Raw genomic sequence first — 14,015 nt, 5'->3', positions numbered from 1 at the left:
AAACACAAACTAGACAATAAATTTTTGAAAAAGTTTATTGTAATTTAATCTTTTGGGGCATATAATCAATTTTTTGTAAATTCCAAACTTAAAAGAGACTGCTATGAATTTCACACCACTTTTTGCAATATTTTTTATAATCGCAACTGGTTTTTTTGCTAAAAAAGTCGGCATTGTTGAGCAAAAGCACTCGATCCCATTTGTGGATTTTGTCCTTTGTTTTGCAATGCCTGCGCTAATTTTCGACAAAATTTACCACGTAAATGTCGATGCCTCGCTTATAAATACGATCTTAATCGGCTTTGCTTCAACCGCCATTAGCGCTGCTTTGGCATTTGTCATAGGTAAGGTTTTTAAATTTACCAAAATAACAACCGTCAGTATGGTCATGCTAAGCCTTTTTGGTAACACCCTATTTGTCGGTATGCCTGTCATTCAGGGCTTCTTTGGCGACGAGATGGTAAATGAGGTCATCTTTTACGATCAAATAGCCACCGGTATCCCACTTTCGATCCTTGGACCACTCATCCTATCTTTTGCCGCACCTGAGAAGGTTTCGCTATTTCAAAATACAATGAAAATTTTAAAATTTCCACCATTTATCGCGCTCATTATGGGTCTTGTCTTAAAAGAAGTCCCACTTCCAGATTTTATCTTTGCGCCACTTAGGATGTTTGAAGGCAGCGTCACTCCAGTGGCACTTTTTGCGATCGGTGTTGGCCTTAACTTTAGTAGCATCACAAGCTCATATAAAGGCGTTAGCGTCGTGCTTTTGTGCAAGATGATCTTGCCAGCTATCGTATTTTTCATCATATTAAAAGTCTCAGGTATCCAGATGAGCAAAACTTGGGTCGTTGGCCTCTTTCAATGTGCGATGCCGACATCAGCCCTTGCAAGTGCGATGGTCATAAAAGCTGGGCTTGATAGCTCACTAGCCATCTCATCAGTAGCCATTGGTGTACTTTTTTCATTTATCACGTTACCAGTTATCTATTTTGTATTTGCGTAAATTCACACTTATTTCACACTAAGTGACTACAATTGCAACATAATTTAATTTAAAGGAGACTTTATGAAAAAGTTAATCTTAGTTGCACTTGGTGCTATGTTTATGTTTGGTAGTTTTGCTAATGCAGCTGAAGCGATGAAAAAAGACGACATGAACAAAGAGAGCATGGTCAAAAAAGACAGTGCTAAAAAACATGTAGTCAAAAAACACGAAGCTAAAAAAGAAGACATGGGCATGAAAGACGAAATGAAAAAAGACGACATGGGTATGAAAAAAGACGACATGGGCATGAAAGACGAAATGAAAAAAGATGACATGGGTATGAAAAAAGACGACATGGGCATGAAAGACGAAATGAAAAAAGGCATGTAAAGGCACTTGATGGTCAGAATTTTGCTTGTTGAAGATGATGAAACATTACTTGATCTAATAAGCGAGTATCTGGGCGAAAATGGTTACGATGTCACCACTACAAACAATGCCAAAGACGCACTAGATCTTGCATACGAGCGAAATTTTGACCTACTTATACTAGACGTCAAACTCCCGCAAGGCGACGGCTTCTCCCTACTTTCATCGCTACGTGAGCTTGGCGTCACAACACCTAGCATATTTACCACCTCGCTAAACACCATAGACGACCTTGAAAAAGGCTACAAAAGCGGCTGCGATGACTATCTAAAAAAGCCATTTGAGCTAAAAGAGCTACTTATCCGCATGCAAGCTCTCATAAAAAGAAATTTCTCACACCAAAACGGCGAAGATATCAAAATTTTAGATGATCTTTGCTTTCACCCACAGAGCAAAACTCTAAGTAAAAACGGCGAAAATGTAAATATCTCGAGCAAAGAGAGCGACCTGCTCGCCCTATTTTTGCAAAACAAGGGCAAAATTTTAACCAAAGATGAAATTTTTAATAAAATTTGGAAATTTGACGAGGAGCCAAGCGAGCTTAGCCTTCGTGTATATATCAAAAATTTACGCCAAATTTTAGGCAAAGATGCCATTTTAAACAAGCGTGGAGACGGCTACATCTATGTCTGAAAAGACGCAAATTTTATTTAAAATTTTATCCCTCTATCTTGTTAGCTCTGTGCTATTTTTGAGCTATTTTTTTATACACGACTACCAAAATAAAAAAGAAGCACTCATCTTAAACGAGGTAAAAAGCCTAAAAGAGATCAAGATGGGCATATATATGAAAGCCAGGATGAATGGCCTAGACTCGGTCTCAAGCCTCACAAACGAAAAGGGCGTACATGCTTGTATCGTGCTGGAGAATGGTGAGAAAATTTATAAAGATTTTGAGTGCAAAAATATCAACAAAGGCAAAAATGTAAATTTGATAGACGGCAAGGTAGCGATCTTTGAAAAGATCCAGTATATGGAGGACAACGCCACAGACGAGCTCGCACGCGCAGACATCTTTCTAGTTGGCAAAAATATCAACGGCGAAATTTTATCCTTGCAAATTTCGACCACACTAAAGGCGCTCTTTTTCCTTTTCGCCCTGCTCTTCATCGCCTTTTACTTAGCAAAACTGAGTCTAAAGCCACTTTATGAAAAGATAGATACGCTAAATCACTTCATAAAAGACTCAACTCACGAGATAAACACGCCCCTAAGCGTCATATCGATGAGCATAGAAACGGCCGATCGTAACAACCTAAATGAGCGAAATTTAAAGCGTTTTAACAACATCAGCCTTGCTGCAAAGAGCCTAGGCAGCATCTATGACGCGCTCGTTCATCTAAGCTTCAACCTAGATAAACCAAGCAAAAAAGAGCTAATAGATCTAAATTTACTAACTACACAAAGACTTAGCTACTTCTCGCCATTTTTTGCCAAACGCGGGCTTAAGATAGAGGCTAGCTTAAAACCAAGCTTCATAAACGCAGACCTTGAAGATGTGAGTAAAATTTTAGATAATCTCTTAAGCAACGCCTCCAAATATGCAGCGCCAAATTCAAAGGTTAGCATCGTTTTAGAGCCAAATTTCTTTAGCATAAGCAACACTGGGCGTGGCATCAGTAAAGAGCAGCAGATGAAAATTTTTGATCGCTATACGAGATTTAACGAAGATCAAGGCGGCTTTGGCATAGGGCTAAATTTAGTAAAAGGGTGCTGCAAGAAAAATGACATCGCCGTAAAATGCCAAAGCGAGCTTGATGGCAAGACTACGTTTTCGCTCTCTTGGCAGAGTTAAATTTAAAACACCGCCCTATTCTTAATAATAAAATTTATTAAAAAATAGAATTTATATCCAAAATTTATTTTTGATAAATTTTATTAATATTATAATCCTTTTACAAAATCTTAATCAAGGAGAAAAGTATGAAACTACTTGAAAAATACGGGCTTTTTATAAATGGTGAGTGGCGTGACGCAAAAGACGGCGCTACACTTGATGCCAAAAATCCAGCAAACGGCGAGCATCTTGCAAAGATCGCTGACGCTACCGAAGAAGATGTAAATGACGCAGTTCGCGCTGCACGTGAAGCTTTTAAGAAATTTAAACACACCACAGTTAGCGAGCGCGCAAAGCTGCTAAACAAGATCGCTGATATCATCGACGAGCACAAAGAGCACTTAGCAAAAGTTGAAAGTATGGACAACGGCAAGCCAATCCGTGAGACGCTAAATGTCGATATCCCTTTTGCAGCCGAGCATTTTAGGTACTTTGCTGGCGTTATCATGGGCGAAGAAGGCAGCGCAAACGTGCTTGACGAGAAGCAACTCTCTATCGTTTTACGTGAGCCAATAGGCGTCGTGGGTCAGATCGTGCCTTGGAATTTTCCATTTTTAATGGCAGCTTGGAAGCTAGCTCCAGTGATCGCAGCTGGCGATGCGAGCGTGTTTAAGCCTTCAAGCGAGACAAGCCTAAGCGTGCTTGAGCTATTTAGGCTGATAGATAAAATTTTGCCAAAAGGGCTTATAAACATAGTAACTGGCAGAGGTAGCAAGAGTGGCGAGTGGATCAAAAACCACCCAGGCCTTGACAAGCTAGCATTTACTGGCTCAACCGAGATCGGCCGTGATATCGCCATAGCTGCGGCTCGCCGTATCATCCCAGCTACACTGGAGCTTGGTGGCAAGAGCGCAAATATCTTCTTTAGCGACGCAAATTTAGACAAGGCGCTTGACGGTCTTCAGCTTGGAATTTTGTTTAACCAAGGTCAAGTTTGCTGCGCGGGATCGAGAATTTTCGTAGAAGAGAGCTTTTATGAGAAATTTATAGAGGCTGCGGTTAAAAAATTTAGCACTATAAAAGTTGGCGATCCGCTCGATCCTAGCACTCAAATGGGCTCTCAGATCAATAAAAAACAAGCTGAGCAAATTTTAAACTACGTCGAGATCGGCAAAAAAGAAGGTGCAAAAGTAGCAGTCGGAGGCAAAGCCTACACCGCAAATGGTTGCGACAAGGGCGCATTTGTCGAGCCAACGCTGCTAGTTGATGTGACAAACGATATGAGAGTGGCTCAAGAAGAAATTTTTGGACCAGTTGGCGTTGTCATCAAATTTAAAGATGAAGCCGAGCTTATCAAAATGGTAAATAACAGCGAATACGGCCTTGGTGGCGGAATTTTCACGCAAGACATCACAAAAGCACTTCGCGTTGCAAGGTCTATGGAGACTGGCAGGGTCTGGATCAACACTTACAATCAAATCCCAGCAGGCAGCCCATTTGGCGGATATAAAAACTCAGGTATCGGCCGTGAGACACACAAGATCATCCTTGAGCACTACACTCAGATGAAAAACATCATGATAGACCTAACTGGCAAGGTTAGCGGCTTTTACGCACAATGATTTTAGGGGGTTTAGCCCCCCCTACTTCTTTAAATTTCATAAATAAAATTTCTTTCTAAATTTATCAACAATTAACAATCTTTATTTTTAAGTTTAATAGACTAAAATTTGTGCCAAAGGAGAAAATTTGAGCGAGCAAATTTACATTATCGGCGACGTTCACGGCTGTTTTAACACGCTTTTAGAGCTTATCAAGCAGTTTCCAAACAAAGAAAAATCTCAAATTTGCTTTGTTGGCGACGTGATAGATCGTGGGCTTTTTAGCTGCGACGTGGTCGAGCTTATCATGCAAAATGACTATAAAATGGTAATGGGAAATCACGAGCGAAGGCTACTTAGCAATAAATTTGAATTTCTAAACAACAAAGTTCCATTTGACAGGAGCTGGTTTTTTGGAAACGGCGGCGAAGCGACATATAGATCATATCTTGGGCAAAGCGTGGAGTTTAAGCAAAGGCATGTGGATTTTTTAGAAAGTAGGCCAGTTTATCTGGAATTTAAAGATTATAAAACTCAAAATGGCGAGCATCTAGTCGTCTCTCACTCAGCCGTTGGCAATATGTGGGAGCTAAGAAATGACAAATATGCTAGCGAAGAGTTTAAAAGGCACCTGCTCTCAGGCAGAGGCGACGAGATGCAAGTTAGTGGCATCTTTAACGTCTATGGTCACACACCAGTAAGAGAGGTAAAATTTTATAAAAATAGCGCAGATATCGACACAGGCTGCGTTTTTAACGAAGTTGGTTTTGATAAACTAAGCGCGCTAGAGTTTCCATCGATGAAAATTTATACGCAAAGAAATGTAGAAAATTTTAATAAAAAGGATAAAAATGTGGTTTTCTAAAAAGGGCTCTAGCTTTGCTAGCAGGGTTGATAAATTTTGGTGCGAGCTTGGTAAAAATTTAGACGCCATCAAGCGTAATTTAGAGGATAAAAACTACGAAACAGCGAGTAAAATGACTGAGGAGGCGCTAAATTTATGTTTAGTAGATCCAACTTTTATGATAGGCCTTGTTGATAATAAGATCGATCTAGTACTCACCCCAGAAGGGATGAAATATAGGCTTTTTTGGCTTAAATTTATCAAATCACGCATGCCAAAAGAGTATGAAGCAAAACTTACTTGCACGCTTGGCAAACCACGTGCACCACGCGAAGTAGCAACTATACAGATGTATGGCGTGAGTGTTGATGCAAACGAGGTCATGGTCTATGCAAATTTTGAAGAAAAAAGCGTGGATATGTGCCTATATAACGAAACTTTAAGCAAGCTAAAAAGCGAAGATGAAAACAAGGCCTACACGCTAGCTTTCATACTTTGCGACAACGTTGTTGGCGAGACGGCGATGATAAACACACTTGGCGACTTTGAGATCGTAGATGAGCCAAGAGAAAAAGGCGTCGCACTTACCGACTTTGCTGATCTTATAGATGATAAATTTGGCAAAGAAGCCTCGAGCGAGCCGCTAAAGCAGTTTAGCTTTTACGAACTCGAACCCCGCTCAGACGCGCTAAGAGATGATGTTTTTATGGGATATACAAGCCTAATCTCACTGCTAAATGAATACTATGACGGCAAAAGCGATATCTATAACGAAGCTTACGAGCTTGGTATAAATTTCTGCTTTTTAGCCCTGCATCACGGCGGCGACGTGCAGTTTGGCATTGATAGCAAAACTAAGATAGAAGATGAGCTTGAAACTAGCACTTTTTGCGAGGGCATGGGCGCAGCGACTGGCACTAAGCACTCTTATGTTGATCTTATATGCTTTGATAAAGACGAGCTTGAAAAGACTGTTAGCAAATTTAGCAAAGAGCTTGATATAAAGATAGAAATTTGCGAATTTAAACGCTAAATACATAAAATTTCACGTAAAATATTACATATCCTGCTAGCTGGTAAATTTAAAAATGCCAGCTGGCAATAAATTTATCCTTTAAATTTAGAGCTATTTGAGAGATAGGCGCAAAATTTAAGCCCATATAAAAAGATGATCCACGAGATGTAGATCCAGACAAAGAAGAAAAGTACGGCTGAAAACGAGCCATAGACGCTTAGATAGGTCTTATTATAAAGGACGTAATAGACAAAGGCTGACTTGCCAAGATACCAAACGAGCGAGGCAGCAAATGAGCTAAAAAATGCGCTTTTAAATTTTATCTCGTCATTTACAGAGATGAGATATGTGATGCAAAATATCACCCAGATGATGAGATATGGCACGATGCTTAAGAAATTTATCCAGCTTGTAAATTTAGTCGAGTTTAGCATCTCTTGCACAAGGCTTGAGAGGTAAAAACTGCCAGCAAGTCCGAGCGGTGCAAGTGTGATAAGCGTCCAGTACGAGCTAAGTGCCGACCAAAATCCCCTAGCCTTGCTAGCTCTTGTCACTTTTAAGACTACGTATTCATAATCGCTAAAAAACATAGCTGAAGTAAATATCATCGCCACAAAGCCAACTATGCCCAAATTTCCGCTATTTTGGAGAAAATTTTGCAAGTAGTTTGAGATGATCTCTTGGTTGCTTGGCAAAAGAGCTGAGAAGACAAAGTCTTGAATTTTGGCGTAATAATCCTCAAAGCTAGGCAGTTTTGTAAAGATAGAAAACGATATAAGAAGTATCGGTATGATCGATAAGATCGTGTGAAAACTAAGGCTTGCTGCGTAGTGAAAGAGCTCTTTGTCCTTAAGAGCAGCTAGCAAATTTAAACCACTCTTTAAATCGCTCTTGCTTAAGGACAAACGGCTCATTTATCAGTTGTCTTCTTCAAAAAGTTTTTCGTAGTGAGCGTCGTAGTTGTTGATGTGCTCGCTATTTAGCTTCCAAAATACAGTGTCTATGTCGCTAACTCTTGTATAAAATGGTAGTTGATAGTACTCAACCTCGCCAGTTTTAAACTCTTTTAGCACCTTAAAGCTTTGACAATCAGCAAAAACGCTTCTACCATCCATCGCGACAAAGATAAGTCCAGCTGCACTTTGAGCGCACATCTTTCTAAAGTCATCTCTGCTTGGATTTGGCTTGTATTCGTAGCTTAAGTATGCTCCGACAAGGTCTGGATGGATAAATATCATATTAGGAAATGCACCCAAAACCTCTTCATAAATTTCTTTATTTGGCACGACGATTAGTGAGCGGTTATAAAGGTAGTTTAGCACGACTATATCGCCACTTGCAGGTGCGATGCCAGGGAGTGGGAGAGCCTTTTGCTCAAGTAGGTCAAACACCTCAAATCTAACCTTCGCAAAGCCGGCATTTTTAGAGACAACGCTCACTCTTGCGATGATAGAGCTATCAGTGTCAAATTTGTGAAGCACGACGCCGCTTGATCCGATCAAAATTTCAGGACTATCAACTATCGTTGCTGTGCCATCACTCTCGACGCTAATAAGAGGAGTTCTATACTCATTTAAAGAAAAATCAGCCCCAAAAGCAAAGCCAAAAAACAGCGATAAAATCACGATTATACGTTTCAAAAATATCTCCTAAGTTTAAATTTTTAGAGCGATTATAGCCTAAAATGCTTTATCTTTTGCAAAATTAAAGCAAGTTTTAGTTAAAATCCCATCCAGCTTTTTAAAAGGATATCGATGCCTCGTATATTTGTGATTTTTGCAATATTATGTATAAATTTATATGCCATAAAACCAACTGTTGATGAGCTTAGTTGGCCAAATGGCAGCAGCTTTTTAAATTTTCTTGAAACAAATAAAATTCCACTTTCACTTTACTACAACCTAGCAAGCGAAGATCAAGAGCTAACAGAAGAAATCATCGCTGGCACAAAATATCAAATTTACAAAGACGATAACGGCGAGGTTAAACAAGCTCTCATCCCCGTTAGTGACGAGCTTCAGATACATATTTATAGAGATGACAATGGTAAATTTCAGCTTGAGTTTATCCCGATCTTATACCAAAGCGAAGATAAAGTTTTAGCCCTAAAAGTCGATAAATCAGTCTCTGAAGATATCTTTGACTACACTGGCTCTGGCACGCTAGCACTTGGCTTTAAAGAGGTTTTTAGCGGCAGCGGGATCGATTTTAAAAAGATAAACAAAGGTGATACGATCGCTATCGTTTATAACCAAAAACTACGCATGGGACACTCTTTTGGCACACCTGAAATTTACGCAGCGATGATAGAGACTAAAAACAAACGCTACGTGATGTATAAATTTGAAGATAAATTTTATGATAAAAACGGCAAGAAAAACGATAAATTTTTGCTCGTTCGCCCTCTTGCAAACGCAAGAATCACATCAAATTTCACTCTAAAAAGATGGCATCCGATCCTTCAAAGATATAGAGCGCACCTTGGAGTTGATTACGGTGCTCCAAAAGGCACACCGATCAAGGCTGCAGGCGACGGCACGGTCAAATTTGTCGGGCAAAAGAGCGGTTATGGCAGAACTGTCATCATCTCTCACGCTGGCGGCTACGAGACGCTTTACGCGCACCTAAACGGCTTTGCAAAGGGCATAAGAAGCGGTCTTAAAGTAAAACAAGGCACGCTAATAGCATATGTTGGCACAAGCGGTATGAGCACTGGTCCTCACCTACACTTTGGCCTCTATCTAGGTGGCAAACCGATCAATCCAGAAAGCGCCATCAAGGTCGTAAAAAATATAGAAGATAAAAAAGAGTCTGCTAAATTTAAAGCAGTCATAAATAGAAATGATGAACTGATAAAACAGGCTCTAAGCAACGACAAAGAGTATCACAAGGTGGAATTTTTCCCTAACGTAATAGATTTTTAAAGGTAAAACTTGAGCCAAGAACTAGAAGAAGCAAAAGAGCTGATAGATCAGCACTTAGATGAAAATTTAGAAGACGGCGAGCTCTCTGCATACGAGCTAGCCCAGCACCTAAAAACACTTAAAAAGCATGACGAGGAGCTTTTTGCCAAGTATCTTGAAAAGCTAGATCCTGAAATTTTGGGTGACGTGGCGATAGAGTTACCTGATCACATGCTAAAAGACGTGATCGACACGCTCCCAGCTGAAAAGATCGTAGAAGCGCTTGAAGAGCTAGAGAGTGACGATGCTACCGACCTACTACAATACATCGAGGATATCGATGAGGACAAGGCTAGAGAGCTTTTTAACGAGCTAGATAAAGAAAATCAAAACGAAATTTTAAGACTTAGAAGCTATGATGAGGATAGAGCTGGTGCGCACATGCAAACAGAGCTATTTTCAGCTCATCTTGAAGAGAAGCTTGGCAGCGCAGTTGCAAGACTAAGACAAGAGAAGCAAGAAGGAAAACTAGAAAATGTCTCACAGCTTTTCATCATCGATAAAAATAGCGTCTTGCAATACGCCATCCCGCTTGAAGATCTCATCCTTTTTGACTTCACAAAGACGCTAAAACAAAATATCGAATCAACCCAGATCGACCACTACAAGCCTCACATGGCAAACGATATGGATCTCATGCAAGATGTCGCTGATATGTTTCAAGAGTACGATCTAAACGTTATCGCAGTTACAAGTAGCACTGGAATTTTGCTAGGTCGTATCACATATGATGATATCCACGACTACATCCAAGAGAGCGCAACAGAGCAAATTTATAACCTAGCTGGCGTTGATGACGAGTCAGAAGAGGATGATACGCTATTTAAAGCGGGTCGTGGCCGTGCGGTTTGGCTTGGCATAAATTTACTAACAGCACTTTTTAGCTCATCTATCATCGGACTTTTTGATGAGACGATCGCAGCTTACGTCGCACTTGCCGTGCTTATGCCAATAGTTGCTTCAATGGGCGGCAACACTGGCACGCAAGCACTTGCCGTTACGGTTCGTCGTTTGGCACTTGGCGAGATAGAATTTAAAGATGCAAAGAGCGTTTTAAAGCGTGAGGTGACGATCTCACTCGTAAATGGCCTCATCTTTGGCGCTATCATGGGCGTAATCGCCGCTGTTTGGTTTGACAAAGGCATGCTTGGCGTGGTAATTGGCCTTAGTATGGTTACAAATTTATTCTTTGCTGGCTTTTTTGGCACGATCATACCTTTGACGCTAAGGCGCTTTAACATCGATCCTGCCGTTGGCTCGGCAGTCATTCTTACCACATTTACTGATGCGATAGGATTTTTTAGCTTTTTAGGACTTGCAAAATGGATACTACTATAACAAATTTAGAAATTTTACCTCTTGGTGAGTCAAAATACCTAAAGCCATTTAAGATGAAATTTAAACAAAATGGCTTGCAAAGGGACTGGGACTGCGTCAAGGTGATGAATAGCGTTAGTATATTTTTATATCACGAGCAAAAAGATGCATTTTTGTTTGTCAAGCAGTTTCGCCCAGCCGTTTGGTACTCGCAAGAAAAAGAAGGCATCAAAACAAGCGAGCAAGGCTTTACCTATGAGCTTTGCGCAGGGCTTATGGATAAGGGTATAAGCGAAGAACAAACCGCTAGAGAAGAGGTAGTCGAAGAGGTCGGATATGAGCTAAAAGAGATGGAGCGCATCACGATGACTTATGGCGCTTTTGGCTTTGGTGGCAACATGCAAACGATGTTTTACGCAAAGATAAATGATAGCATGAAGGTAAATGCAGGTGGTGGCATTGACGGCGAAGATATCGAGCTAGTCTTTATAAAACGAGAAGATATGATGAAATTTGCCTTTGACGAGAGTAAGGTCAAGGGCTTTGGGCTCATCTTTGCCTACTTGTGGTGGGAGAAATTTAAAGGCTAAAAAGAGACCTTTTTGATAAGCGCAAAGACAACAACCGCCACAACAAAAATGCCAACTAATATAATGTAATCCGACATAAAAAACCTTTACGTTTAAAATTTGCACTATTGTAACTAAATTTTTAACAAAATAAGAACTTTATAACCGCACATATCATAAAATAATCAAAAATCATAAGGAGAAAATGATGAGCGAAAACGAAACTCTTTTTATCAACCGCGAATTAAGCTGGCTACGCTTTAACTCAAGGGTGCTCGCTCAGTGTGAAAAGGATATACCTTTACTTGAAAAGCTAAAATTTTTAGCGATCTATATGACAAATTTAGATGAGTTTTACATGATCAGAGTTGCTGGTCTAAAGCAGCTTTTTGCAGCTGGTGTGACGACAAGTAGCAGCGACGGCATGAGCCCGCTTGATCAGCTACGTGAGATCAGAAAATATCTTCAAGATGAGCAAAATTTAGTTGAAAGCCACTACAAAAGCACCGTGGATGCGCTTAGCAAAGAGGGTCTTTTTATCAAAAACTACGACGAGCTTGATGATAGCTTAAAGCAAAAATGCGACGAATACTTTTTCTCAAACATCCTGCCAGTCATCGTGCCTATCGCTGTTGATGCGACACATCCATTTCCGCACCTAAACAACCTTAGCTTCTCACTTGCTGTAAAGCTTGCTGACATCGAGCATCCTGAAATTTTAAAATATGGCATGATAAGAATTTCAAGAGTTTTGCCAAGATTTACCCAGCCAAGCAATAACGTCTTCGTGCCAATAGAGACGATCGTGCACCGCCACGCAGAAGAAATTTTCCCAGGATATAAGCTCATTAGCTCAGCTGCCTTTAGAGTGACAAGAAATGCTGATATTGTCATCGAAGAAGAAGAGGCGGATGACTTTATGATGATACTTGAGCAAGGGCTAAAGCTTCGTAGAAAAGGGGCTTTTGTGCGTATGCAGATAGACAAAGACGCTGACGCTGATATCTTAGAGTTTTTAAATTTTCATATGAAAATTTTTCACAAAGATATCTACTTTTCAAGCATCCCGCTCACACTTAGCTCTCTTTGGGAGATAGCTGGGAGTAAAAATTTTAGCCACCTAGCAAACCCACCCTACGCCCCAAAAACCCTGCCTCCATTTGGTAACGGCGTCTCGATTTTTGACGCCATAGACAAAGAGGACGTGCTGCTAGTTCATCCATTTGAGAGCTTTGATCCAGTCGTTAGCTTTATAAAGGAGGCCAGCAAAGACCCAAAGGTGATCTCTATACGCATGACGCTTTACAGGGTCGATAAAAATTCGCCGATCATTCAAAGTCTAATAGACGCCGCAAGCGACGGCAAGCAAGTAACCGTGATGGTCGAGCTAAAAGCTAGGTTTGATGAAGAAAATAACTTGCACTGGGCAAAGGCGCTTGAAGATGCTGGCGCACACGTGATATATGGCATCACAGGATTTAAAGTCCATGCGAAAGTTAGCCAAGTGATCCGCCAGATCGGCGATAAACTTAAATTTTACATGCACTTTGGCACTGGCAACTACAATGGCAGCTCAGCCAAAATTTACACTGACGTGAGCCTATTTACCAGCAAAGAGGAATTTAGCCAAGATACGACCTCATTTTTTCACATCCTATCAGGATATAACAAAAACCGCCGTCTAAACGCCCTTAGTATGTCGCCCTTTCAGATAAAAGAGCGCATCATCGAAAAGATAAGAGTGGAGGCTAGCAAAGGTAGCGAAGGCAGGATCATCGCTAAGATGAACGCACTAATAGATGAAGACGTGATAAACGAGCTTAGCCGCGCCTCAAACGCAGGCGTGAAGATCGATCTCATCGTTCGCGGTGTATGCGGACTAAGGCCAGGCGTAAAAGGCAAAAGCGAAAACATAAGAGTTCGCTCGATCATTGGCAAATACTTAGAGCATGCTAGAATTTTATATTTTAAACACGCTGATCCAAAAATTTACATCTCAAGCGCTGACTGGATGCCACGAAATTTAGAGCGCCGCTTGGAGCTCATGACGCCTATCTTTGAACCAAGACTTCAAGAAAGGCTACTTGAAATTTTAGAGCTTCAGCTAAGTGATAATGACCTAGCATTTGAGTTACAAAATAACGGCGAATACACGAAAGTAGCTAGACGAGAGGGCGAAAAAGTGATCTCTTGCCACGAAGTTTTAGAAAACTATATCTCTAAAATTTATAAATCCGTCAAGAAAGACACCGACAAAGCAAAAGCAGATATGCTTGCAAGCAAGCTTTTAAAAGAGAGCTAAAAGATAAATGGCTTTTAAATTTAAGTTTAAAAGCCATTTTTACTATAAATCCTAAATCTTAAATCCAAATTTCTAAAATTTCATATACTTTAAATTTACATTATAAGCCTCTAAAATGCTAACTTTTATCGCATAATAATTTTTATATATAAATTACTCATAAAATTTCATAATTAATTATCGAATTTTATATTTTAAATATTACAT

Annotated in this window: 13 protein-coding genes; 11 read left to right on the top strand and 2 right to left on the bottom strand. The window is 40.2% G+C overall.

What is annotated here, in order from left to right:
• Positions 1-103 precede the first annotated feature (103 nt).
• From F3G98_RS05170 to F3G98_RS05140, 7 genes are all read left to right on the top strand, one after another.
• A complete protein-coding gene (locus tag F3G98_RS05170; RefSeq protein ID WP_149704070.1) occupies positions 104-1,009 on the top strand; it encodes an AEC family transporter in 906 nt (301 codons plus the stop codon).
• 63 nt (positions 1,010-1,072) lie between these two features.
• Positions 1,073-1,381: a pyruvate kinase gene (locus F3G98_RS05165; RefSeq protein WP_103586635.1), complete on the top strand. Its 309-nt coding sequence runs from the start codon at positions 1,073-1,075 to the stop codon at positions 1,379-1,381.
• A gap of 9 nt (positions 1,382-1,390) precedes the next feature.
• Complete coding sequence (locus F3G98_RS05160; protein WP_002940533.1) at positions 1,391-2,053, top strand: response regulator transcription factor; 663 nt, start codon at positions 1,391-1,393, stop codon at positions 2,051-2,053.
• Positions 2,046-3,215, top strand: a complete 1,170-nt coding sequence (locus F3G98_RS05155; protein ID WP_103608177.1) for a sensor histidine kinase — start codon at positions 2,046-2,048, stop codon at positions 3,213-3,215. The genes F3G98_RS05160 and F3G98_RS05155 overlap by 8 nt, the downstream gene beginning before the upstream one ends.
• A 128-nt stretch (positions 3,216-3,343) precedes the next feature.
• On the top strand, positions 3,344-4,819 hold the full coding sequence (locus tag F3G98_RS05150) for an aldehyde dehydrogenase family protein (RefSeq protein ID WP_149725832.1): 1,476 nt from the start codon (positions 3,344-3,346) through the stop codon (positions 4,817-4,819).
• A gap of 127 nt (positions 4,820-4,946) precedes the next feature.
• Positions 4,947-5,663: a metallophosphoesterase gene (locus tag F3G98_RS05145; protein WP_103608179.1), complete on the top strand. Its 717-nt coding sequence runs from the start codon at positions 4,947-4,949 to the stop codon at positions 5,661-5,663.
• Complete coding sequence (locus tag F3G98_RS05140) at positions 5,650-6,675, top strand: hypothetical protein (RefSeq protein WP_103608180.1); 1,026 nt, start codon at positions 5,650-5,652, stop codon at positions 6,673-6,675. Before F3G98_RS05145 ends, F3G98_RS05140 begins: the two co-directional genes overlap by 14 nt.
• A 74-nt stretch (positions 6,676-6,749) precedes the next feature.
• Here F3G98_RS05140 and F3G98_RS05135 read toward each other — a convergent pair whose 3' ends face one another.
• Together F3G98_RS05135 and F3G98_RS05130 are read right to left on the bottom strand one after the other, a co-directional pair.
• Positions 6,750-7,571 (bottom strand): YihY family inner membrane protein, encoded by an 822-nt coding sequence (locus tag F3G98_RS05135; RefSeq protein ID WP_035169920.1) that lies wholly within the window; start codon positions 7,569-7,571, stop codon positions 6,750-6,752.
• 3 nt (positions 7,572-7,574) lie between these two features.
• Positions 7,575-8,297, bottom strand: coding sequence for a plasminogen-binding N-terminal domain-containing protein (locus F3G98_RS05130; RefSeq protein WP_002942758.1), 723 nt, complete (start codon positions 8,295-8,297; stop codon positions 7,575-7,577).
• Between the two features lie 114 nt (positions 8,298-8,411).
• Between F3G98_RS05130 and F3G98_RS05125 the strand changes: the two genes are divergently transcribed.
• The 4 genes from F3G98_RS05125 to F3G98_RS05110 all read left to right on the top strand — a co-directional run bounded on the left by F3G98_RS05125 (position 8,412) and on the right by F3G98_RS05110 (position 13,808).
• Positions 8,412-9,581 carry a peptidoglycan DD-metalloendopeptidase family protein gene (locus F3G98_RS05125; protein WP_103608181.1) on the top strand — a complete coding sequence of 390 codons (1,170 nt, stop codon included), beginning with the start codon at positions 8,412-8,414 and terminating at the stop codon, positions 9,579-9,581.
• Between the two features lie 9 nt (positions 9,582-9,590).
• Complete coding sequence (gene mgtE / locus F3G98_RS05120) at positions 9,591-10,958, top strand: magnesium transporter (protein ID WP_009293917.1); 1,368 nt, start codon at positions 9,591-9,593, stop codon at positions 10,956-10,958.
• Complete coding sequence (locus F3G98_RS05115) at positions 10,943-11,527, top strand: NUDIX domain-containing protein (RefSeq protein ID WP_103646640.1); 585 nt, start codon at positions 10,943-10,945, stop codon at positions 11,525-11,527. The genes mgtE and F3G98_RS05115 overlap by 16 nt, the downstream gene beginning before the upstream one ends.
• Positions 11,528-11,690: 163 nt before the next feature.
• Positions 11,691-13,808 (top strand): RNA degradosome polyphosphate kinase, encoded by a 2,118-nt coding sequence (locus tag F3G98_RS05110; RefSeq protein WP_258030943.1) that lies wholly within the window; start codon positions 11,691-11,693, stop codon positions 13,806-13,808.
• Positions 13,809-14,015 lie beyond the last annotated feature (207 nt).

This window comes from Campylobacter concisus, assembly GCF_902460895.1.
GTDB lineage: Bacteria > Campylobacterota > Campylobacteria > Campylobacterales > Campylobacteraceae > Campylobacter_A > Campylobacter_A concisus_BC.
Note: the sequence above shows the minus strand (reverse complement) of the source record. Positions and strands in the feature narration are given on the sequence as shown.

What these genes read in the sequence shown, in the direction of transcription:
- F3G98_RS05170 (WP_149704070.1), top strand. Translation starts at nt 104, where the DNA reads ATGAATTTCACACCACTTTTTGCAATATTTTTTATAATCGCAACTGGT.
- F3G98_RS05165 (WP_103586635.1), top strand. Translation starts at nt 1,073, where the DNA reads ATGAAAAAGTTAATCTTAGTTGCACTTGGTGCTATGTTTATGTTTGGT.
- F3G98_RS05160 (WP_002940533.1), top strand. Translation starts at nt 1,391, where the DNA reads ATGGTCAGAATTTTGCTTGTTGAAGATGATGAAACATTACTTGATCTA.
- F3G98_RS05155 (WP_103608177.1), top strand. Translation starts at nt 2,046, where the DNA reads ATGTCTGAAAAGACGCAAATTTTATTTAAAATTTTATCCCTCTATCTT.
- F3G98_RS05150 (WP_149725832.1), top strand. Translation starts at nt 3,344, where the DNA reads ATGAAACTACTTGAAAAATACGGGCTTTTTATAAATGGTGAGTGGCGT.
- F3G98_RS05140 (WP_103608180.1), top strand. Translation starts at nt 5,650, where the DNA reads ATGTGGTTTTCTAAAAAGGGCTCTAGCTTTGCTAGCAGGGTTGATAAA.
- F3G98_RS05135 (WP_035169920.1), bottom strand. Translation starts at nt 7,571, where the DNA reads ATGAGCCGTTTGTCCTTAAGCAAGAGCGATTTAAAGAGTGGTTTAAAT.
- F3G98_RS05125 (WP_103608181.1), top strand. Translation starts at nt 8,412, where the DNA reads ATGCCTCGTATATTTGTGATTTTTGCAATATTATGTATAAATTTATAT.
- F3G98_RS05115 (WP_103646640.1), top strand. Translation starts at nt 10,943, where the DNA reads ATGGATACTACTATAACAAATTTAGAAATTTTACCTCTTGGTGAGTCA.